Source organism: Oceaniferula spumae, assembly GCF_042849255.1.
Classification (GTDB): domain Bacteria; phylum Verrucomicrobiota; class Verrucomicrobiia; order Verrucomicrobiales; family Akkermansiaceae; genus Oceaniferula; species Oceaniferula spumae.
The window spans coordinates 836,244-857,290 of the sequence record NZ_AP026866.1 but is presented as its reverse complement, the minus strand read 5'-3'; the positions used below and the strand labels follow the sequence as shown (position 1 = coordinate 857,290).

At 51.4% G+C, this 21,047-nt stretch carries 17 protein-coding genes and 1 tRNA gene; 12 read left to right on the top strand and 6 right to left on the bottom strand.

What is annotated here, in order from left to right; genetic code table 11:
• The first annotated feature begins 17 nt into the window (after nucleotides 1–17).
• Entirely contained in the window at nucleotides 18–545 is a 528-nt protein-coding gene (locus ACSPJT_RS03695) for a hypothetical protein (RefSeq protein WP_435895019.1), read from the top strand.
• A gap of 58 nt (nucleotides 546–603) precedes the next feature.
• Here the strand turns inward: ACSPJT_RS03695 and ACSPJT_RS03690 are convergent.
• Nucleotides 604–678 (bottom strand) — tRNA-Arg (locus tag ACSPJT_RS03690).
• A gap of 221 nt (nucleotides 679–899) precedes the next feature.
• On the opposite strand from ACSPJT_RS03690, the gene ACSPJT_RS03685 reads away from it, so the two are divergent.
• The 5 genes from ACSPJT_RS03685 (at nucleotide 900) to ACSPJT_RS03665 (ending at nucleotide 7,204) form a co-directional block, all read left to right on the top strand.
• On the top strand, nucleotides 900–1,673 hold the full coding sequence (locus tag ACSPJT_RS03685; RefSeq protein ID WP_435895018.1) for a MotA/TolQ/ExbB proton channel family protein: 774 nt from the start codon (nucleotides 900–902) through the stop codon (nucleotides 1,671–1,673).
• Between the two features lie 155 nt (nucleotides 1,674–1,828).
• On the top strand, nucleotides 1,829–2,284 hold the full coding sequence (locus ACSPJT_RS03680; protein ID WP_435895017.1) for an ExbD/TolR family protein: 456 nt from the start codon (nucleotides 1,829–1,831) through the stop codon (nucleotides 2,282–2,284).
• A 36-nt stretch (nucleotides 2,285–2,320) separates the two neighbouring features.
• On the top strand, nucleotides 2,321–2,788 hold the full coding sequence (locus ACSPJT_RS03675) for an ExbD/TolR family protein (RefSeq protein ID WP_435895016.1): 468 nt from the start codon (nucleotides 2,321–2,323) through the stop codon (nucleotides 2,786–2,788).
• 286 nt (nucleotides 2,789–3,074) lie between these two features.
• Nucleotides 3,075–6,200, top strand: a complete 3,126-nt coding sequence (locus tag ACSPJT_RS03670; protein ID WP_435895015.1) for a tetratricopeptide repeat protein — start codon at nucleotides 3,075–3,077, stop codon at nucleotides 6,198–6,200.
• Between the two features lie 62 nt (nucleotides 6,201–6,262).
• Nucleotides 6,263–7,204 (top strand): hypothetical protein, encoded by a 942-nt coding sequence (locus tag ACSPJT_RS03665; RefSeq protein ID WP_435895014.1) that lies wholly within the window; start codon nucleotides 6,263–6,265, stop codon nucleotides 7,202–7,204.
• 91 nt (nucleotides 7,205–7,295) lie between these two features.
• Here the strand turns inward: ACSPJT_RS03665 and selA are convergent, their stop codons facing one another.
• Entirely contained in the window at nucleotides 7,296–8,681 is a 1,386-nt protein-coding gene (gene selA / locus ACSPJT_RS03660; protein ID WP_435895013.1) for an L-seryl-tRNA(Sec) selenium transferase, read from the bottom strand.
• Nucleotides 8,682–8,744: 63 nt separating this feature from the next.
• Here selA and gcvT point away from each other — a divergent pair, with 63 nt between their 5' ends.
• The 5 genes from gcvT (at nucleotide 8,745) to ACSPJT_RS03635 (ending at nucleotide 15,241) form a co-directional block, all read left to right on the top strand.
• Nucleotides 8,745–9,830, top strand: coding sequence for a glycine cleavage system aminomethyltransferase GcvT (gene gcvT, locus ACSPJT_RS03655; protein ID WP_435895012.1), 1,086 nt, complete (start codon nucleotides 8,745–8,747; stop codon nucleotides 9,828–9,830).
• 45 nt (nucleotides 9,831–9,875) lie between these two features.
• Complete coding sequence (gene gcvH / locus ACSPJT_RS03650) at nucleotides 9,876–10,253, top strand: glycine cleavage system protein GcvH (protein WP_435895011.1); 378 nt, start codon at nucleotides 9,876–9,878, stop codon at nucleotides 10,251–10,253.
• Between the two features lie 89 nt (nucleotides 10,254–10,342).
• Entirely contained in the window at nucleotides 10,343–13,165 is a 2,823-nt protein-coding gene (gene gcvP, locus ACSPJT_RS03645) for an aminomethyl-transferring glycine dehydrogenase (RefSeq protein ID WP_435895010.1), read from the top strand.
• An 81-nt stretch (nucleotides 13,166–13,246) separates the two neighbouring features.
• Nucleotides 13,247–13,672 (top strand): DUF5069 domain-containing protein, encoded by a 426-nt coding sequence (locus ACSPJT_RS03640; protein ID WP_435895009.1) that lies wholly within the window; start codon nucleotides 13,247–13,249, stop codon nucleotides 13,670–13,672.
• Between the two features lie 63 nt (nucleotides 13,673–13,735).
• Nucleotides 13,736–15,241 (top strand): sulfotransferase, encoded by a 1,506-nt coding sequence (locus tag ACSPJT_RS03635; RefSeq protein WP_435895008.1) that lies wholly within the window; start codon nucleotides 13,736–13,738, stop codon nucleotides 15,239–15,241.
• Nucleotides 15,242–15,266: 25 nt separating this feature from the next.
• On the opposite strand, the gene ACSPJT_RS03630 is transcribed toward ACSPJT_RS03635, so the two are convergent.
• Entirely contained in the window at nucleotides 15,267–15,932 is a 666-nt protein-coding gene (locus ACSPJT_RS03630) for a PEP-CTERM sorting domain-containing protein (protein WP_435895007.1), read from the bottom strand.
• Nucleotides 15,933–16,140: 208 nt separating this feature from the next.
• Here ACSPJT_RS03630 and rsgA point away from each other — a divergent pair, with 208 nt between their 5' ends.
• Nucleotides 16,141–17,265 (top strand): ribosome small subunit-dependent GTPase A, encoded by a 1,125-nt coding sequence (rsgA, locus tag ACSPJT_RS03625; protein WP_435895006.1) that lies wholly within the window; start codon nucleotides 16,141–16,143, stop codon nucleotides 17,263–17,265.
• Between the two features lie 24 nt (nucleotides 17,266–17,289).
• Here rsgA and ACSPJT_RS03620 read toward each other — a convergent pair whose 3' ends face one another.
• The 3 genes from ACSPJT_RS03620 to ACSPJT_RS03610 all read right to left on the bottom strand — a co-directional run bounded on the left by ACSPJT_RS03620 (nucleotide 17,290) and on the right by ACSPJT_RS03610 (nucleotide 20,821).
• Nucleotides 17,290–19,077 carry a PhnE/PtxC family ABC transporter permease gene (locus ACSPJT_RS03620; RefSeq protein WP_435895005.1) on the bottom strand — a complete coding sequence of 596 codons (1,788 nt, stop codon included), beginning with the start codon at nucleotides 19,075–19,077 and terminating at the stop codon, nucleotides 17,290–17,292.
• Complete coding sequence (locus tag ACSPJT_RS03615; RefSeq protein WP_435895004.1) at nucleotides 19,067–19,819, bottom strand: phosphonate ABC transporter ATP-binding protein; 753 nt, start codon at nucleotides 19,817–19,819, stop codon at nucleotides 19,067–19,069. The genes ACSPJT_RS03620 and ACSPJT_RS03615 overlap by 11 nt, the downstream gene beginning before the upstream one ends.
• Before the next feature lie 90 nt (nucleotides 19,820–19,909).
• Nucleotides 19,910–20,821 (bottom strand): putative selenate ABC transporter substrate-binding protein, encoded by a 912-nt coding sequence (locus ACSPJT_RS03610; protein WP_435895003.1) that lies wholly within the window; start codon nucleotides 20,819–20,821, stop codon nucleotides 19,910–19,912.
• Between the last annotated feature and the right edge of the window lie 226 nt (nucleotides 20,822–21,047).

Below are 21,047 nucleotides of genomic sequence, written 5' to 3'. Positions count from 1 at the left end.
AGTGGTATTTTGCCAGAATGAAATCCCTGTTGTTATGCTGTTCGCTGATATTGAGTTCGGTCCAAGTATTCGCTGAGAAACAAAAAAAAACTTCCAAAGTATGGGAGGTAGAGCTGGTTCCAAGTAGAAGTTCCGAGGGAAAAGGAGCCGTGCTCTACGCCACCAAACCTTTGGATCGGTTCTACATCGTGCTCAGAAATGTTTCAGGAAAAGACCAGCGAGTATGGCGGGAATGGTGCTCGTGGGGTTATGACAATGTTAGGCTCACCGCCGAGCTTGAGGACGGAACCAAGGTTACCTTAACCAAGGCTCCTAAAGATTGGGATAAAAACTATCCGGATGCTTTTCTAGTCCCGGCTGGCCAGCCTTATGTCATCGAAGTTCATTTGGCGGGTGCTATATGGAAAGGTGTTGATAAGTTACCCAAGACACCTTTCAAATTAACAGTCACTTACGAAATCAAAAAAACACCTGAGGCTGAGCAGAAGAAAGTCTGGACCGGAAGTGCGGCATCAAAGCCTCTAACAGTAACGTTGAGGCAGTAGACCGAGTGACAGGGATTCATCCACAAATAACAAAATAGTTAGGGATGGTGAAATGCTATGGTAGGTCCACCAGGAGTCGAACCTGGATCTACGGCTTCGGAGGCCGCTATTCTATCCATTGAACTATGGACCCAATAGAAATGCGCATGGCGGACAGCTTCGCCAGCAGCGCGTGAGATCCCTAATGCCACGTCCATATTGAGTCAAGCAGTGAGTGACCATTGTCAGACAAATGATGATTTTTCCAATTTCCTCCTTTACTCTAAGATATGGATTCGCAGAATCGTCCCAATGATTGGTTGCCATTGAAGGCTGCCTTGAAACCTCTACCAACACAACCTATACACCATTAGAATGAACACAACATCCTACCGATCCATCAAAACTGTGGCAATTTCAACTTCCACGGTTTTGCTTTCCTCTTCTTCACTTTTCGCGGCCGAAGACACTAGCCTTCTGACTAAATACGTCACCGACGGTGGTTGGCCGATGATTTTGATCGGTCTCCTGATTCTTGCTCTCATCGCTCTCTGTGTGTTCAACTTTATGAACCTCACCAAATCCAAGTTCTGCCCGGATGATCTCAAGGCGGGACTCATGGATCACATGCTTAACTGCCGTGTGCGCTCTGCTATCGAACTCGGTGCATCTCACCCGAGCTACCTTGGTCGCATGATGGCATACGCTCTTCCTAACGTTGACGCCCGTCGTCCTGAGGACCTTGGTCGTGACTATGTTGAAGACGCTATTGCTGACTTCACCATCAACGAAAACCGCAAGAGCATGACTCTGATCAACTACATCTCTCTGATCGCTCAGGCAGCTCCCATGATGGGACTGTTCGGAACCGTTCTTGGTATGGTGGGCGCGTTCGGCACTCTTGCTAGTGGCGACGGTTCAGCTGACCCAGCTTCACTCGCTGGTGACATTTCCGTGGCTCTCTTGACCACCCTGTGGGGCTTGGTAACTGCCATCCCATCACTGACCGCTTACTTCTTCTTTAAAAACAAACTGAACAACCTTGTCGCTGAGTGCCACCACACAGCAGAGGAGTTGCTCAACGCTTCCATCCAGACCGTCAATGGCGACGCACATCTGGCTAAGATTCCTGAAGGTGTAGCCGTTTAATGAGGGAAGGGGGTCGCTTTGCCGATTCCCAACCCATCCATCCACGCGTGATACACACATTGCGCGTGGGTTATTCAACCTCTCCATCAGCGGGCATCACTACCTGACCATCTGACGGAGAAACAAACAGCCCAACACGAAAGGAATCTAATTTTATGGCATCAAACAAATTACGCAGAGCCGCACAAGGCTCAGACGATGAGTTGCAAGTCGATATGTCGCCAATGATCGACATGGTTTTCTTGCTTCTTATTTTCTTCATTGTGGCATCCACAGTCATCGTGGTGAAGCAAGACCCGAAGGTCGAGCCGCCGGTTGCTGACAAATCTAAAAAAGCAAAAGACGGAAAAGGCCGTATAGTAATCAACGTACGCAAGGACGGAAGCTTCTATGCCGAAAACACAAACATCACTTTCGCTGATGCCGATGCGATTGAGAAATATGTGAAAGAGAAGAAGCTTGTTGAAGACGCCAAGGGCCTGAAGCCCATCATTCACCTTCGTGGTGACCAAGGCGTTGCCTTCAAGTATGTGCGCACCGTGATCCGTGCATCCGCCAAGGCGGGTGTCGATAATGTGGTGTTCTCAGTCTACGGATTCGAGAAAAACTAGTAACCCGCAACACCCAAACTACACACCTAATTTCCCATGGCCCGTAAAAAAACTGCCGATAATCTCGAGGAAGACGAACCAGGATTGGACATTTCATCTTTGATTGATGTTTGTTTCCTCCTCCTCATTTACTTCTTGGTCACTACCACGATTCAGCCGCGTGAGCAGGATCTGAACATGACGCTGCCTGCAGCGGCACCGACAGATACTCCTCCAACGCTTGCCCCGATGTTCATCAAAGTGGACAAAAGTGGATCGATCTACATCAACACCGGCCCTTCTCAAGAGGCGCTGGACTCAGATGTCAATGTTCGCAAGCTGCCACTGCTTAAAGAACGTCTCGATTCCTACGCAGCTGCGGCCAAAGCTGGTGGTAACCAACCGATCGTTCAGATCTGGGCGGATCCAGAAGCTATGCAGCAGCGGGTGGTGGATGTGCTTAACTGCCTCGCCAGTGCCCAAGTCTCGAGTGTGACCTTTACTGACTTGGTCGATAACCCCTAGACAGCTGATAAACTCTCCACTTGCGCCAACGCGGTGGAGAGTTTTTATTATCCAACCTAATGGTTTGCCAAGTCAGTGCGTTGTAACCTACAACGAAAGATGCCATTTAGTTTTGCCTGTTGCTATATCGACTGGCGAGACGACATACACTAGGCGATTGCCGGATCTTGCTTTTTTAAAGGAGATACGTCACCACTGGCCGAATCAATAATACAGGTTCTTCAACGGAGAACGACAAGCGGACCTTTCAAAATATAACTATCCCAAAACTCAACGAATCAATCACATGAATACGATGTTTAACAAAAACTCTTTCAGCCGATTCCTGGTGCTCTGCTCACTCGCGTGGGTATCGATGCTAGGAGCTGTCAAAGCGCAGGATCTTAACACCCAGATGTCTCAAGCTAACAAAGCATGGGAGGATCGGGAATACGATAAGTGTCAGGCGATTTTTGCGCGGATTGTCTCAGCCTATTCGGCCCGAGCTCCAATGCTTTACGGTCCCAAGTTCGGTGTGATCTACTACCGCAAAGGTCTCTGTGAGTTGAAGCTCGCTGACATTGCAAAGCGTGCTAACAAAAGAGACGAATCCACTAAATGGTTTGAAGAAGCCGCCAAGTCTTTCGAATCATGTTACAAAAAGTTCCCTAACGGAGCAGCCGGCATGGCTGATTCCACAAACTCAGTGCACAAAGCATCGCTCCAACGTTGGGCAGAAGCTAGCATGGGCAAGACTGACTATAAGGAAGCGATCAAGCTCTATCAGAAGTTCCTCAATGAGCGCGATAAGAGCCGTGACAAACTTCTCCCCACACCTGGCGGCTTTTACATCAACCTCGCCATCTGTCACTTCCTGATGGAGAAACCCCAGATTCCACAGGGCATCACTCACTTTGAGACAGCTCTCAAAAACAAGACCCAGATGAGAACTCAGGACGGTGGTATCGTTGCCGCATTCCTCGCGCTCTCCCAAGCCGTCATTCAGGAAAAGAATGAGCAGGCAATGGTCGACTTCCTCAATAAAAACCGCGCAGACATCACTCTGGCGCCTTATCAAATGTATGAGTTCACACCTGTGTTCCTCAAGCTTGCAGGTAATGCTCTCGAAGCCGACATGTATGTCGCCGCATTCAACCTCTACGCACTTGTTCCCGGCACCGATGAAGCGATTCAGGACATCAAAGTTCGTATCGAACAACTTGGCGACCGCCGTGGTATCCGAGACGGCCTGAATACTCTGGAGCTTGACCGCCTCAAAAAAGGCATGGCCAAACTCCGTGAAAAACAACGCTCTGGCGACCCTGACGATGTCAAAGTGCTTAGCGCAATGACCTACTTGCAAGATCAGGCTGACAACCAGCGCGGTGTCTACGGAGCCCTCGAGCAACTTGAGCTATACTACAAAAAGAGCACCAAGCGTGAAGACAACCTCTTCAGCCTCGTTCGCGTTTCTTCCCTCATCGGTGAGATTCTCGCCACTGAGCACTACGGTAGCATTTTCCTCAAGGATTTCCCTGAAAGTGAAAAAGTCGACAGTGTGCGCCGCCTGATGCTTTCCAGCCTGTTCTTTGGCGGGGAATACAAGAAGAGCCTTGAAGTCGCTGAAATCCTCATCGACACGGTTCCCAAACCATCCGAGCAACACGACATCTGTCTCTTCGTTCTCGGAGGTAGCCACTTTTACCTCGGTAACTTCGACAAAGCTCAGCCGTTCCTGGAGCAGCACGTTAAGGAATACCCCAAGAGCAAGCTGATCATGCACTCTGAGTATTTCCAAGGATCAAACCTGACCCGACTGCAATACTGGGAGAAAGCAGCCAAGCTCTTGGACGAATTTCTCGGCAAATACAAAGATCCCAACACAAACATCTACCTGCCTAACGCACTTTATGACCGCGCCAACTGCCACTTCTCTGAGAGTGAGTATGAGCCAGCCATGACGTTGCTCAACCGTATCGAGGAGGAATTTCCACAAACAATCGTCGTCGATATGGCCTACAACATGAAGGGCAATATTTTCGAGAGCACAGGCAAACGTGACGAAGCTGAGAAGTATTACCTCCTCGCCCTCGAGACCGCTGAGAAGCGTGAGAACCGTATCGTTGCAGGTGAAGCACTCAGCTACATCGTCGGCATGCTCGGTGCAGAAAAAATCGAGAAGGAGCCCAACCCACGCATCAAGGAAGCGATTCCTTACTACGACAAGTTCATGAAGGAGTATTCGTCATCTCCTTACAAACCTCAGATCGTCGTTCACGGTATGCCAGCCATGCGTGCCGTTGGCCGCGAGAAAGAGGGATTGGATAACCTCCAGGCCATGATCACAGAGCTTGCAGGCCGCCAGAATCAGGCGTTCCTCGAAGAAGTTGTTAACGCCTACTCGGATGCATTCCTTGAAGTCGAAGGCAACACTCCTGAAAAACTGAAGGAGAAATACTATAACTTCCCAGGAATTGACCTGAGTGATAAGCGCACCTTGGCCCTCCTTCGTATCGCCCTCATCGGTGTCTTCGAAGAGCAGCTCAGTACCGCTACCAAAGAGAAGAAAAACGACCTCGTGCTCCGCTATGAAGCAGGCATCAAAGCTCTGTTCACCGATCTCAAGAGTGAGTTCCAGCCAAAGGATCTGACCAACTTTGTTCTGATCCGTGTGGGTGACTACTTGCGTGAGAAAACATCCGCGCCTAAGCAGTCCGTCCCATACTACGAAGAGCTGCTTGGCCGTAAAGACAAGACCGGTATGGAGTTCAAAGCTCTGCTTGGTATTGCCGATGTGCTTGGATCGTCAGACGTAGAAGCCGACAACCGTAAGGCACTCGAAAGTCTCGAGCGTGTTCACACGGCAGCTAAAGATGACCCAGAGACCCAAGAGAAGGCTCTCTTCCGTATGGTTGAGATCAATGCCAAGATGGGTGACTGGGCTGCTGTGGGTGATAAAGCCCGCCTCTACCTCGAAGAGAAACACACCAAGAAAGTGGCAGAAGTCAGTTTCCTCTACGCGCAGTCGTTTGATAAGCGCAACATGACGAACGATGCCTTATTCCAGTATGGTATGGTTTACTCTCGCTACACAGGTTACATCGCTATTTCGGCTCCATCTGTGAAGCGTGTGATGGAAATCATGTGGGAGCGGAATCAGCCTGAAGGCTCGACTGTGGGTGATGGCGATAAAGCGATCACACTCACCAAGGGTGACCGTCAGGCCGCCTACGAAACCATCGGATCCAAGTATCTGAATTCCACGCGTCGCATTCGCGAGACTAACCAAAATATCACGGACCAAGAGAAAAACGCTTGGGACGAAGTGGCCTCACTGGTCAAAGAGTATGAGTCTTCCGGGCAGGTGAAAACCATGGAAGAGGTCAAGAAGGAGCGCGAGGAAAACCGCCGCCGCGGCAGAAGTGATGACTAATCACGTAACTCCATAGAAAATACTAACCGCGACTCGATTAAACGCCAAACAACTAAGAAACTATGAATATTCGTTCTCTAACCACCGCCGTGCTACTTCTGGCAACGGGTCCGATCGCTTCTGCGCTCGATGCTCCCGCTCGCCTGATGTTCAAAGACGGTTCACATGATGATGTGCTCATCGTCGATTACAAACGGGGATACGTGACCTATAAACTGAATGAGCGAGACCTGAACCGCACCCGCAAAGGGCCGGAGCAGATCGAGTCCATTTACTTTTATCAGTCACCGATCTTTGCTGAAGCCATGAGCCTTTATCAGGGCCGCAAATATGCCGAGGCCAAAACCAAGTTCCAGGAGTGTCAGGAAGCTTACAAGACGATCGATACTGCGCCAAATAACTATGGAACACTCGGTGGTTTTTACGCCATGGAATGCAGCCGCCGCATGATGGATCTGGAATCGCTCAGCAGCGAGATGGAGAAATTCCGTAAGGAAGGTCTCACTCGTGAGAATCACATCCAGCAGTTGGAAGTGAACGCATTCTGGGAAGCTGTGAGGCTCAAGGACTGGGATCGTTTGGATCGTCTCGCACAAGACTGGCGCACCCGCAAGGTAACTGGCAGCCAGCGTGCCCAGATTTCCTACTGTCACGGTCTCGCGCTTGAGGAACTCGCAAAGAAGAACCCCAAGCTGATGACCAAGGCTCTGAATGCCTATAACATCACCCTCAGTGCGGATTTCACAGCTTCCATGGAGCTTGTTGTGGGTGCGGCTAACAATGCCCTGCGCATCTATGATGCTGATCCAGAGGTCAAACTTGCGATTAAGCTTTGGAAAACTGAAGATGAAAACCAGAACAGTGGTGGCTACCAACGCCTGATGGAGGCTAATGCTTTGGCCAAGCTCTATAACCAAGCTGGTTTCTCAGCCGTTAAACCACTCAGTGCCGAGTATAAGGTGTTCCTGAAGTATAATAAGCCCAAGGAAGACACGGCTGGTTAATCGGATTTGGTTTCACCGGTATACCCATCAATTTATCAAGCGGAATGGCCAATGGTCATTCCGCTTTTTTCGTCGTAGCCCCAGACGTGGGCTAACAAATCCCGATCAAGGCCTCGACCAAAGCGGAATCTTGGTGATTGAAGACTGTGCGTAGATCCAAGTGTAGCTTCCCATCATCTACCACCCCGACGATAGCACGCTTACCGGTTCTAAGCTGAGTAGCTAGCTTGTTGACTGAGATGTTCTCAGGAGTGATCGAAATGGCGATCGACGGAATCTCGGACTTCGGCATGGTGCCTCCTCCGGTGCGGGCAGTAGAATTAGAAATCTCACAATGTGAACGAAGCTGTTCAGGCAGAGCTGCAATGATTTTTTCGGCCCGCTCCCTCAGATTTTCAATGTTCTCGGAGATAAATTCCAATGCAGGCACACCAAAGGTACCTCCGCCGGATTTATTGGCGAGGTAGGTATCAATACATTCCTGCAAGACCGTAAGGATGAGTTTGTCGCATCTGACAGCGCGAAAAAATGGCTCTTTTTTGATGCCTTCCACGAGTTCCTTCTTGCCCGCGATGATGCCCGACTGCGGGCCTCCTAACAATTTGTCCCCAGAGAAACATACAAGATCAATGCCATTGCGCAGTGCTTGTTGAGGAGTAGGTTCGTGATCAATAGGGGCGAGTTCGTCCGTGTTCATCATCGCACCTGATCCAATGTCTTCTACCAGTGGTAGCCCATTTTCATGTGCAAGTTTGGCAATATCCGTGACGTCAGGTTCTTCGGTAAAGCCACCGATGTAGAAGTTAGACCGGTGAACTTTCAAAATCATCGCGGTCCGTGGAGTGATCGCTTTGGCGTAATCGTTGAGGTTGGTTTTGTTAGTGGCTCCCACTTCCACGAGTTTGGCTCCGGAGGTTTCGAGGATTTCTGGAATTCTGAATCCTCCACCGATTTCTACCAGTTCGCTTCGCGAGACGATGACTTCGTTTTTCTCGCCCACACAGAGATGGCGTAACGTGAGCACGAGTGCGGCCGCGCAGTTGTTCACCGCCGTGGCGCTTTCGGCTTCCAGCAGTGAGGCGAGTGCTGTTTCCAGATAGCCGGCGCGTTTACCCCTATTTCCGTCCGGAAGGTTGAATTCCAAATTGCAGTATCCTGTCGCAATCTCAGTGAGAGTCTGGGCTGCCGCTTCTCCGAGAGGGGATCTGCCTAGGTTTGTGTGAATGATCACGCCAGTCGCATTGATGACCGGTTGAAGCCGACTGGCTGCGAAAGTTTTCAACTGCTCGGTGATGTCTTTTTCAATCTCCACGCGGCTTAATGTGGCTCCTGCGAGAATCTCCTGACGGTGCCGATTGATTTCACGTTGCACAAAGGAAGTGATCAAGGCGCGCGGCAGGGGACATTGTTCGGTTAGAACTTTGACGAGAATTTCGACGGATGGCAGTTCGCGCAGAGCTTGCTGTGGATTCGGCATAAAGCGAAATTAGCGTGTCGTCTTGGTTTGACAAGCGAAGGTATGACACACAATGTCCGCAGCGTGAGCGAAAATATTCAAGAAACACCATTGGCCGCCTTACACGTAGAGTTAGGCGGGAAAATGATCCCATTTGCCGGCTGGAATATGCCTGTGCAATACACTAACATCATCGATGAACATACTGCGGTGCGCGAGGATGTAGGTATTTTTGACATCTCACATATGGGCCAGTTTTTCCTCGAAGGAGAGGGCGCAGAAGCGTGGCTGAATACGATTTTAGCCAATGACGTGACAAAACTTGGCCTAGGCGAGGGGCAGTATACTTTCATGCTCAATGAAAACGGCGGTGTGATTGACGACTTAATTATTTACCGTCAGGCCGAGGGCCGCATTTTCCTCGTGGTCAATGCTTCCATGATTGATGTGGATTACGCATGGCTCGAAAAACATCTCACAGAAGGCCTGACCCTGACCAACGAAAGTGAGGCATGGGCCGGCATGGCAGTGCAGGGACCTAACGCTTCAGCGACTTTTGCTAAACTTTTCCCAGGTCGTGAACTGCCAGCCCGCAACGGCATGGAAATGTGGGAACAGGATGGTGAGTCTCTCGTTGTCTGCCGTACAGGTTATACTGGTGAAGATGGTTTTGAATTTTTCAGCTCCGCCGGAAATGGCAGTGCATGGTTCCAAAAGTTTATCGATGCTGGAGCCAAGCCTTGCGGCCTTGGAGCACGCGATACACTTCGTCTCGAAGTCTGCTATCCGCTCAACGGCTCGGACCTTTCTTCCACACGCACTCCCATCGAGGCTGGACTCGGTTTCTTCTGTGCGCTTGAAAAAGGGGACTTCATCGGTCGTGATGTGTTGGTCAAACAGAAGGAGGACGGACTGAAAGAGCGGCTTGTTGCCATCAAATACACTGGCAAGGGGGCTCCGCCACGTGCCCACTATGAGGTCTTTTCCAAAGACGGCGAGCGACTGTCCGAGCTCACCAGCGGGGTGCTTTCTCCCAGCCTGCGCGAGGGCATCGCCATGACCTATCTGCCGGTTTCATACGCTAAATTAGGCACGCTGGTAGACATCGATGTGAGAGGCCGAAAATTTGAGGCCAAAGTCGTAAAAAAACCCTTTTACAAAAAGGGCTGATCCTGTGCAAAACAGAGCAAGAAATAAATCAGTCATCTTTACTTTATGAACGTCCCAGAAAATCTTCGTTACACCTCTGATCACGAGTGGATCCTCCTTGAAGGCGATGTCGCCACAGTCGGTATCACTGACCATGCACAGGAGGAACTCACCGATGTTGTTTTTGTCGAACTACCTGACGATGGTCGCAGCTGCGATGCCGGTGACCCGGTCGCGGTGGTTGAGTCCGTCAAGGCTGCCAGTGACATCTATTGCCCGATCGCAGGTGAAATTGTCTCCGGCAATACTGATCTGGAAGCAGATCCATCCCTAGTGAACACCGATCCTTACGGAGCTGGTTGGATTTTCAAAGTTCGCGTCAAGGATGTCGCTGACGTCGAAGCTCAGATGGACGCAGACGGCTACAAGGGCCTCATTGGCTGATGATGCTTATGGCTTACTAATCACACTTTTCAGGCGTGCCTCGGCACGCCTGTATTCATTTACACCACCTCAATCTAACTTATTTTCCCATGTATAACAATTTCTGCAGCCGCCACGTAGGCAGCGTCGGTGATACGCGCGAGTCGATGATCAAGGAGCTCGGCTATGACCGTATTGTCGACCTCATCGAAGACGCTGTGCCAGCGAATATCCGCGGTGGCGATCCACTCGAACTCCCTGAAGCGCTCAGCGAGACCGGAGCTCTGAACCGGCTGCGTGGTATCATGGGGCAGAACAAAGTCCTCAAGAGTTTCATTGGCCAAGGATACAGCGGCACCATCGTGCCCCCTGTCATTCAGCGGAACATTCTTGAAAATCCAGGTTGGTACACGGCTTACACACCGTATCAGGCTGAGATCGCCCAAGGCCGTCTCGAGGCACTGCTGAATTTCCAGACCATGATCTCAGAGCTAACTGGTCTCGATGTTGCTGGAGCTTCTTTGTTAGATGAAGGCACTGCTGCTGCTGAGGCCATGGCATTGGCGAAATCCGGTCACCGCACAGGCACGACCATGTTTGTCGCTGATTCATGCCACCCACAGACCATTGATGTGGTCAAAACTCGGGCCGAGCCTCTTGACCTTGAAATCATAGTTGGGGATTGGAAAACATTTGATCCCTCCACCTGTGATGGTCTCTTTGCTGTTCTTTTGCAATACCCAGATACCCTAGGCTCAGTAGCAGACTACAGTGAGTTTATCGAAAAATCCCATGCGGCAGGTGCGCTTGCCATCGTAGCAGCCGATCTGTTAGCCCTCACCGTGCTTCGTGCACCAGGCGAGTTTGGTGCTGATATTTGCGTCGGAAACAGCCAGCGCTTTGGTGTGCCATTCGGCTTTGGCGGTCCACACGCCGCTTTCATGTCCTGCACGGACAAACTTAAACGCAAGATGCCCGGCCGTCTGATCGGTGTCTCGGTCGATTCGCAAGGCAAGCCTGGCTACCGTCTCGCTCTTCAGACTCGCGAACAACACATCCGCCGCGATAAAGCGACATCTAACATTTGCACGGCCCAAGTTCTCTTGGCTGTGATGGCATCCATGTATGCCGTTTACCACGGTCCTGAAGGTCTCAAAGCTATCGCGAATAAAGCTCACCGCTGCGCCCGAATTCTGGCAGATTCATTGAAGCAGAATGGCTTCGAGCTCGTCAGTGACCAGTTTTTCGACACCATTACCGTCAAAACTCCGGGCAAAGCCGATGACTACATCGCCGCTGCGGTAGAGTTGGGTTACAACCTGCGCCGTGTCGATAGCGACTTGGTGGGTATCGCTTGTGATGAAACTTTCGTCTGCGAGGATGGCAAGAATTTGCTCAAAGTCTTCGGTATCGAAAAAGCTGAAAACTCTGAGAATCAGAATCCTGATTGGGATGAAGTTCATGATCGTGAATCTGATTTCTGCACCGCAGCCGTATTCAACAGCTACCACTCGGAGACCGAGATGCTGCGCTACGTCGCTCGTCTCGAGAAAAAAGACCTGGCTCTGAACGAGTCCATGATCGCGCTTGGTTCCTGCACCATGAAGCTCAACGCCACCGCAGAAATGATGCCGCTGAGCTGGCCGGAGGTTGGAAATATCCACCCATTCGCACCCGATGCCCAAACCGTGGGATACCGCGCCATGTTGGACGAGCTTTCCGATTGGCTCGCACGCATCACCGGTTTTGCCGCTGTGTCACTCCAGCCTAACGCTGGCTCCCAGGGCGAATACGCCGGTCTGTTAGCCATCCGCCGTTATCACTTGGCCAATGGTGATAACGATCGCAATATCTGCATCATCCCCACATCCGCCCACGGAACCAACCCAGCCTCTGCCGTGATGGTTGGATTCAAGGTCGTGCCTGTGGCCTGTGACGAAGCCGGCAACATCGATGTCGCCGATCTCAAAGCCAAGGCGGAGAAGTATGCCGATAACTTGGGTGCGCTGATGATCACCTATCCATCCACCCACGGTGTTTACGAGGAAACCATCGTCGAAATCTGTGAAGCCATTCACGCGAATGGTGGTCAGGTTTATATGGACGGTGCTAACATGAATGCACAAGTCGGCCTAACAAGCCCCGGCCTGATTGGCGCCGATGTTTGCCACCTGAACCTGCACAAAACCTTCTGTATCCCACACGGGGGCGGGGGACCTGGAGTTGGACCTATTGGTGTTGCCGAACAACTCGTTCCTTATCTTCCCGGTCACGAGATGATGGAAAATGGTGACGCACCAGTATGCTCTGCAGCCTACGGTAGTGCCAGTATTAACACCATCTCATGGATGTACATCGCCATGATGGGTGCTGAAGGGCTCACCGAAGCCACCAAGATGGCCATCCTCAATGCCAACTACGTCGCCAAACGTCTCAACGATTCGTTCCCTGTGCTTTACACCGGAAACAAAGGCTTGGTAGCGCACGAGTGCATCATCGATCTCCGCCCGGTCACCGAGGCCAGCGGGATTACAGTCGAAGACGTCGCCAAGCGCCTGATGGACTACGGCTATCACTCACCCACGATGAGTTGGCCGGTCGGCGGCACTTTGATGATTGAACCGACCGAGTCGGAATCGAAAGCGGAGCTGGATAAGTTCTGTGACGCGATGATTTCCATCCGTGAAGAAATCCAGTCCGTCATCGATGGTCGTGCCGATAAAGATGATAACGTTCTGAAAAATGCCCCGCACACGGCAGAGATGGTTATTAGTGATGAATGGAAGCACGCCTACGGTCGTGAGCAAGCCGCTTACCCAATGGCGTCACAACGCGACCATAAATTCTGGCCAGCCGTCGGTCGCATCGATAACGTTCACGGTGATCGCAACCTCGTCTGCTCCTGCGCAGGCATGGAAGCCTATTCCGAGTAGGACAGCTATGTAAGTTATCGACAACCCACGTGTCCTCCGTAGCCTCGGCGAGGGGGGAAGGATCCACCAACCCAAGAAAAAATGAGCAGCTACCAAGCACCCAGAAGCCCACGCGATGAAATCGACGGTATGCTCTACTTCCCACGGCTCTGCGATAAAATCCGTATTCATTCCGAAGGGAAGTTAGACAAAGACTACATCGAGAACCTAGGTGGTGGTATGGACCTCTGGACCTGCCAATTTCTAGGAGTCGACTACAATGAACTCCGTGTGAAAGTTCTATCAGGACTGAGCGACGAAGCAGCTCTGACATGGGCCAAGGAAAACGGAACCCCGCGCGACGAAAACGAGCTGGCTTGGTGGAATCAATACATGCAGACCCGCGGCTTCCGCGATGACATGGCCGATCGATTAGCCTTCCGAAAAGAGGAGGCCAATTGGGGCGACCGTGATGACATCGTTACCTTCTTTGATTTCATCGATGTCGACGAAAACAGAATCGAGTAAAATCCATGCTGTTTCATGATCATTCCTAGGATTGATCATCAAAATAGCGCTAGAATGTTGGGCATGACAGACGAAGAACTTCTACGACTGCTGGCAGGCCCTCAGCGAAAAAATGCAAACCTGTGGATGGCATACGCCAAACGGCTTGCTGCCCGACACCATGGCAAAGAGCTGCAACGGGTTCTTCTTAAAACGGCGAAGTTGATCCATAAAAAAGATGCTGCCAAGTTTCACCTGCTTGCCGCCCGTCTGCTGACTCAGGCTTGGAAATACACTGAGGCTCGAAGGCATTGGCAACTTGTATCGCGAGTTGATACGGTCTCTGACCAAGCGGTCGAAGGATATGCGAGTATGCTCGAACGCATGAATCGTGTGAATGAAGCCTTGGCTTTGATACCTAGACTGAAGAATAATCCTTCCACGTGGGCTCTAAAAGCCAGATTACTGCGACGTTCGGGAGATGCTGAGTCTGCCGTGGATCTTACCAAGACTCTGACCGATATCGAAACAGAGCTACCGCCCGCGATGGCAGCTGAAGCTTGGCATGCAAGGTTTCAAGCCTTTGAATCCTTGGGCGACTACGCCAAGGCGTGGGAATCTCTGCAAAGGTCCAAGTTAGCGACCAGGCAGGCAATAGGTGAAAGTCGTTTGAGTAAATGGCTGTCAGTGAGGCGGGAGAGTTTTACCAAAGTTAATGACATTCTTGACCGAATGGATTCCGGGCAGATAGAACGATGGATTTCTGAGAACTCGGATCTGCAGGTAGAACCATGGTTCTTAATGTTGGGAATGCCTCGTTCAGGCACCACCATGCTGGAAAATATTCTAGAATCCCATCCTGACGTAGTGGCCACGGATGAGAGAGACGCACTGGCTTCTGTTGTTCTTGAGCCTGCCGCGGCACACTGTAGCCAATATTCCGATTCCCCCGAGTATTCCGAAGCCGAGCAGTTTCTGAAAAACATGGAAGCTGTGTCTTCAGCCCAAGTAGCCGATTCCCATGTTGTTTATCTCAGCGAACTACAGCTGCAGATGGATCAGCCGATACGAGGCAAAGTGTTACTCGATAAAAACCCAGGTCTCATGGAGTCAGCGATGCTGATTCCCAAATACTTGCCCAGGGTTAAGCTGATAGTTCCTGTACGTGATCCCAGAGCCGTGTATTGGTCCACTTGGCAGGTTTATGTGAGCCAACCAACGGAAATCTCCTGCTTTTGGACGGATACCAAGGATTTGTTAGAAATCTACTCACATACCATGCAAGTCTGGGAAAAGATGCAGACTTTGTTGCCGGAGCAGTTCTTCACCGAGTGCCGTTACGAGCAGCTAATCACAGACCGAGTGTCTGAAACCCAACGATTGACCCGATTCATGGGCTTGGATCCGGATGATGCGCAGTTCTCTCCCGAACTCCACGCTCAGAAAAAAACCGTCCATTCACCCAGTTATGAAGAGGTCGTTCAAGCTCCCCACTCCGCTGCACTGGCAAAGTGGAAAAATTACGAGCCATGGATCGGTCAGGTCCTCGAAGACCTCGATCCATGGCTCGAAAAGTTGAATTATGATTGAGTAAGGTGTGACCTCACTTAAGAGGCTATCGCCTGCGCCTTAGCAGGAAGCCAATCGCTCCCAGCCCAAGCAGTGCTGTGCTGCTCGGCTCAGGCACGTTGTCGACAAGCAAGACATTGTCGATTTCATAAATGGCTGACCGGCCGTTTCCGCCGGAGCCTGGTTTTTCGATTCGGATATAAATATTGTCTCCTGATGTCACGCCTGCCGAAAGAAGGTCGGCTTGATTGATGGTGATGGAAACATTGTGTGAACCCGCTGTGCTATTGAGATCCCCTCCGGCAATAGTGTTGGCCGCGAAACGGTCGGTTCCGCTACCAGCGCCGATGATCCACGATGGCAGGGTGCCGCCAAGCTGAGTATTGGAAGTGACATAGTCGAAGCTGAATGCGTAAGTGGTAGATGTGTCCCATACACTAGCGGACACAAAATTGGCGTTGGTGTTTTGGTATCGGAAACCCATATGGATGGCTGAACCGTCAACGGTGCCGCCGAAATCTACCGAGCTGTGACCTCCAATACGGAACCATTCATCTTGATTGTCAACCGGATTGCCCGCGTCGTTAGGCAAAGCTCCGGAGAGTCCGGTGAAATCTTCGTCGATAATCGTAATGGCCCCAAAGCTCTGGGAGGCCATGATCGCCAGTCCTAGTGGCCCGTAGAGAATTTTTAAGAATAGTTTTTTGCTCATAATTGTAACTTTTGGGTAATGTTGTGTGTGTGCTTGCTTTATACAACGTACTACAAATGAATTATACCCAAAGTGACAGTGTTGCGTCAATTGACAGAACATCGTCAATTTTACTCATGAGTGGCAGCCAAGATAAAAAAATCTGATTTGAGTTGTGACAATCGACAGGCCTGCAATTAGCCTTCTGAGCGTTAAATCTGCTTCCTCTATGACTTCTTTAAACGACCTCGGCTGGAACGCGGAATTTCAGAAAGACTTTGATAAGCTTTCTCCGAAGAGCTGTGTGCCCGCCCGCCTCATTCGTGATAACAAAATAACCTACGGAGCCCTCTTCGTTGATGACGAGGGCGATGTCTGTGAGCGCGAGGTGGTGATGAGTGGGAAAGTCTACCACGATGCTTCCAGCGATGCTGAACTGCCTGCTGTGGGAGATTGGGTGGCTCTCGAACTCGCGAAGGACGAGGACGGTGAAAACATGATCCGCGCCCGACTGCCACGCCAGACCTGTTTCTCCCGCAAACTCCCCGGCAAAAGCACCATGGAGCAGGTGATCGCTGCGAATGTCAGTGTCGTGGTTGTTGTCACCGATGCGGGTTCCGATTTCAGTCCACGACGCATGGAGCGCTACTTCATGCTGATCCGCCGCAGTGGTTCCAAAGCCGTAGTGCTGGTGAATAAATCCGATCTCTTTCCCTTTGAGCAAAATGAAGAGGCCGCACAAATGATCCGTGACCTCAGTGAGGATGTGGATGTCTTTGTCACCTCAGCGGCCAAAAATGAGGGGCTCGAGGTGTTAAAAAATTACCTCCAACCCGGCGTTTCCATCACCATGGTGGGCTCCAGTGGGGTGGGGAAATCGACTTTGGTCAACCAGCTGTTAGGCGAAGACTTTCAGTGGACCAGTGACGTCAACGAACTCACTGGAAAAGGCCGCCACACAACCACCGCGCGTGAGTTGATATTGTTAGATGATGGTGGCATTCTCATCGATAACCCAGGCATGCGCGAAATCCAAATGTGGACGGATGAGCAGACGCTGCGTGAAAGCTTTTCCGATGTCGAGGAACTCGCCAGTCAGTGCAAGTTTCACGATTGTAAACACGGCAACGACAAAGGCTGCGCAATCCGTGATGCGGTGGAGTCCGGCGAACTCGATATGGGGCGCTACGAAAGTTATCTCAAGCTCGACGAGGAAATTGAAAAACTCGAGAAGCGTCAGAAGAAATTACGCCAGCTGTCCGAGCGTCGGGCCAAACGTGATCACCGGGTCAAGGCCCGCAACCTTGCTGATCGCATCGATTTGGAAAAAGAGGATAATCCTGAGTGGCGCTGATGCCACAGGGTGACGCTCATCGCATTAGGCGCTGCGTAGTTTGTGTCTCAGTGCCATGGATACAAAGTCGCCGATAAAGACAACGGCGGCTCCTAACAGGACGAAGAAAAACATCTCGTCGTAGGAGCGCGAGAAGTTCCGGGCGATTTCAATTTCGTAACCCAAAGACGCCACGCCTAACATGCCGAGAATGGTGGCTTCCCGCACGCAGGTTTCCCATCGGTAGAAGAGATACATCAGAAAACGGTTGAAGCTTTCCGGCATGTAGCTGGCTAGAAAACTCTGCCATCGACTGCCGCCATGGCTTATGATCTGCTGCGCGCGTGTGGGGCGCTGGTTTTCCATCACTTCACCCCAGAGTCGACCAAGAATACCGAAGTTGTGCACCGCGAGTGCGATGACTAGCGGCCAGGCATTGATACCGAGAATGCCGATCAGCAGGTAGGCGTAGATGTATTCCGGTATGGCGCGGCTGACGATGAAGAGGGCCCTTGTTAGGAATCCTGTGGTTTTCCAGAAAGCGGATTTGAGCAGATTGAATTTGCCAGTGAACAAATCGAGAGGCCGCGCAGTTGCCAATGACCTACTGGCCCATGGAATCATGATCCATGCGAAAATAGCGGAGATGATGATGGCGGCGGTCGCCATGGCCACGGTATTGAGAAGAGCCAGTTTGCCGCTTTTTTCCCACAAGTCCTGTGCCCATGGTAGGGCGTCACTCCAGTTGTTACTCTCTCGCACCGGAGCGGGGGTGAGTCGCTCGCTGAAGCTTTCCAAACGTTCAGCCCGTGACTTGCCAATCGGAGCTTTGGTCAGCGGGTCAGCTTGGATGCCTGCAAGTTGTGGAAACCAAGATATTAACACCAGCAGCAGGGTGGCCCAGCCGAGGATACGTGTGAGTTTCCAGCGTGGGGATTTTTTTCTCAGCTCATCGATCTTAGGAGAGCTGGTGAGGGTTTTGGTCCGTGGTGCAATCGTGTTGAGCCGACGGCGTAGCAGTGATCCTAACAGATCAACAGCGATGATGACAATGATCAGCAGATAGAGTTCCGTCCAAAGCTCGTTGTAGAAGTTGTTTTCAAAAGACCGCTTGATTGACAGACCAATGGTTTCGATGCCAATGAACCCAAGCACGGCTGAGGAACGTAGGGCACACTCGAAGCGATAGAGTGTGTAGGTTGCCATGTCCGGCACCGCTTGCGGCAGCACACTGGTAAAGAACGCCTGCAGCGGACTGGCGCCGGAGTTGATGAGGTGATCACGTGCAGATTTTGTTTGCTCATCGATGATCTCGGAAAAAACTTTGGCCAAAGTGCCGCCAAAGGGGAGGGTGAGTGCCACGCAGGCAGTGATGGGCTCGCTGCCGATGGCTGAAACAAACAACAGCGCCCAGATGAGCTCGTGAATTGAGCGCATCAGCGTGATCAATGTGCGGGTGGCTAGGTGAATCGGGCGCAGAAAGAGTCGGATGCGGCCACGGTCGGGCCACCAAGACGTCGAGGCTGCGAGACCTAACAGGAAGCCCGTGGGCACCGCCAGACTCATGGCGATCAGGGCGTAGCGGATGGTGCTGCCTAATTCGCCCAGAATGCGTTCCATGAACGGAGTGGCGTCATCTGGTAGGCTGCGACTTTGGTCAACAAATCCTGGGTGTAGCGCGGCTTCTAACAAACCGTCGCTTTTTCCCGTGCTCATATCCTGCATGGGACCCAGCCACCAGCTACAGAAAAGTAGCGTGGCGAGCAGCCCGACCAGAGTGAGCTTCCGCCCACTGACGATCGCGCCCAGAGGACGGTGGGGCTCAAGCATCATCGTCTAGTTGATAGAGTTCCTTGCATTGTTGGTCACTTAACTCACTAACTGAGGAGTCAAAGGCCAGTTCTCCGGCACGTAGGCCGATCAGTCGTGGGAAAAATTCACGTGCGAGCTCAAGATTATGAATCGATACAATCAAGGTGAGTTCTTCCTGCTTTGACAATTCAATGAGGAGCTTGATCATGTCGCGTGCACGTGTGGGGTCGACCGCTGATACAGGTTCGTCGGCAAGGATGATTGATGGCTGTTGGTAGAGCGCTCGGGCGACAGCGACACGCTGCTGTTGGCCGCCAGAAAGGCTGTCGGTGCGATCGTAAAGTTTCTCACCAATACCAGCTCGATCTAACAGTTCGTAGGCTCTGCTGCGCTCTTGACGCGTAGGAAAGATCGCCTGACGAAGTGTGCTAATAAGTCCCTGCTTGCCGAGGCCACCGTTGAGCACGTTGCGAATGACGCGCACGTTTGGCACCAACCCAAGATGCTGGGGGATGGTGGCAATGCGTTGCCGCAGATCGCGCAAGGCAGCCGTGTCCAGTTGGCTCGGATCCTCTTCGAGGACTTGGACTTTTCCTTCCGTAGGAATCATCTGCGTGCCGATCAGCCGAAGCAGGGTGGTTTTTCCACAACCAGAGGGGCCGATCAGTGCGACTTGTTCACCAGCTTGGATATCTAGCGAGATATCAGATAGCGCACGCTGTTCGCCGTAACTATGGCCAAGCTGAGTGAGGTGGACGGACATAATAAAGTGCCGGTTTTTGTTAGGGTGAGAGAAAAGGAAGACCGGTGCAGCAAGCCGCCCCGGTCTTCGTGTGAGTCTCGAGACGTGATCTTATTTCAGCTTCACGCTTTTCATAACGTCGGCAATGCCTTGGAAGGTGGCGTTGTCGACTTTGACAAACTTATTGCGATCAAATGCTTTGAGCACGGCAGGGTCTTCGCAGTTGATTAACAAGGTCTGGAGTTTGTCGGTGAAACCCTCGCCAAAGGTCTTGTCGAGTTCACCACTGGCGGTGAAGTTGTAATCGGCGTAGGTAGGAGTTTCCCAAATCACAGGGCACTTGGCTGGATCAATGGTGCCTTCTTTGACCATGCGGTCATAGGTGCTGAAATTCAGAGCGCCAACTTCGAAAGTGCCAGCCTGGACTTGCAGGGCTGTTTTGTCGTGGGCACCGGAGAATCCAACCTTGCTGAAGTATTCGATCGGGCCGGTCTTGGTGTTTTGAACAATGAAATGAGCCGGCATGATGCAGCCGGATGTCGATCCTGCGCTACCGAAGGTGAAAGTCTTTCCTTTGATTGCTGTTGGGAAATCAGCGGACTTGGTCAAACCGGTGGAGGAGTTGGCCACGAAATAGGATTTGAACTCGAGATCTTTTTCTCCAGAAACGAGGGCACGGGAGCCTTCGACGGCATCGCGCGCTTTGACACCGGAAACACCTCCGAACCAAGCCAGCTGAATGTCGCCATTTTCGAATTTAGTGACCGAAGCATCGTAGTCGCTAGATGGGACAAACTCGACTTGGATGCCTAACTGCTCAGAGAGCCATTTGGCAGCAGGAGCATAACGCTCGGACTGAGCCGTGGTGTCCTGATCTGGAATGGCAGAGAATCGCAGCACCTTGGCGCTGGCATCCCCTGCATTGTTGTTTGCTTCTTCTTTCTTACCACAGCTGCTGAATGCTACTGCTCCGACGATGATAGATGCCAGACCGGCACTTTTAAGGATACGTTCTCGTTTCATATTATTTATAGATGGTTCTTAAACCGCCTTTAAACCATATGGGAACGAGCCTGCTGTCTAGGAAAATAAGGCGACAATCACAGGAGTCAGCCGTCCGTGCAGTATCCTCTATTTTTGAGCGTCATATGAACGTTTCCAACATTATGGCATGGTAACTGCAGAGGCTATCAATCTCTGGAGCATGATGTTTTTCAACATAGAACCTCAAATCGCCACCAATGAGTGA

Excerpts from the sequence above, each read along its gene's own strand:
- ACSPJT_RS03695 (WP_435895019.1), top strand. The coding sequence starts at position 18 with ATGAAATCCCTGTTGTTATGCTGTTCGCTGATATTGAGTTCGGTCCAA.
- ACSPJT_RS03685 (WP_435895018.1), top strand. The coding sequence starts at position 900 with ATGAACACAACATCCTACCGATCCATCAAAACTGTGGCAATTTCAACT.
- ACSPJT_RS03680 (WP_435895017.1), top strand. The coding sequence starts at position 1,829 with ATGGCATCAAACAAATTACGCAGAGCCGCACAAGGCTCAGACGATGAG.
- ACSPJT_RS03675 (WP_435895016.1), top strand. The coding sequence starts at position 2,321 with ATGGCCCGTAAAAAAACTGCCGATAATCTCGAGGAAGACGAACCAGGA.
- ACSPJT_RS03670 (WP_435895015.1), top strand. The coding sequence starts at position 3,075 with ATGAATACGATGTTTAACAAAAACTCTTTCAGCCGATTCCTGGTGCTC.
- ACSPJT_RS03665 (WP_435895014.1), top strand. The coding sequence starts at position 6,263 with ATGAATATTCGTTCTCTAACCACCGCCGTGCTACTTCTGGCAACGGGT.
- selA (WP_435895013.1), bottom strand. The coding sequence starts at position 8,681 with ATGCCGAATCCACAGCAAGCTCTGCGCGAACTGCCATCCGTCGAAATT.
- gcvH (WP_435895011.1), top strand. The coding sequence starts at position 9,876 with ATGAACGTCCCAGAAAATCTTCGTTACACCTCTGATCACGAGTGGATC.
- gcvP (WP_435895010.1), top strand. The coding sequence starts at position 10,343 with ATGTATAACAATTTCTGCAGCCGCCACGTAGGCAGCGTCGGTGATACG.
- ACSPJT_RS03640 (WP_435895009.1), top strand. The coding sequence starts at position 13,247 with ATGAGCAGCTACCAAGCACCCAGAAGCCCACGCGATGAAATCGACGGT.
- ACSPJT_RS03635 (WP_435895008.1), top strand. The coding sequence starts at position 13,736 with ATGACAGACGAAGAACTTCTACGACTGCTGGCAGGCCCTCAGCGAAAA.
- ACSPJT_RS03630 (WP_435895007.1), bottom strand. The coding sequence starts at position 15,932 with ATGAGCAAAAAACTATTCTTAAAAATTCTCTACGGGCCACTAGGACTG.
- rsgA (WP_435895006.1), top strand. The coding sequence starts at position 16,141 with ATGACTTCTTTAAACGACCTCGGCTGGAACGCGGAATTTCAGAAAGAC.
- ACSPJT_RS03620 (WP_435895005.1), bottom strand. The coding sequence starts at position 19,077 with ATGATGCTTGAGCCCCACCGTCCTCTGGGCGCGATCGTCAGTGGGCGG.
- ACSPJT_RS03615 (WP_435895004.1), bottom strand. The coding sequence starts at position 19,819 with ATGTCCGTCCACCTCACTCAGCTTGGCCATAGTTACGGCGAACAGCGT.
- ACSPJT_RS03610 (WP_435895003.1), bottom strand. The coding sequence starts at position 20,821 with ATGAAACGAGAACGTATCCTTAAAAGTGCCGGTCTGGCATCTATCATC.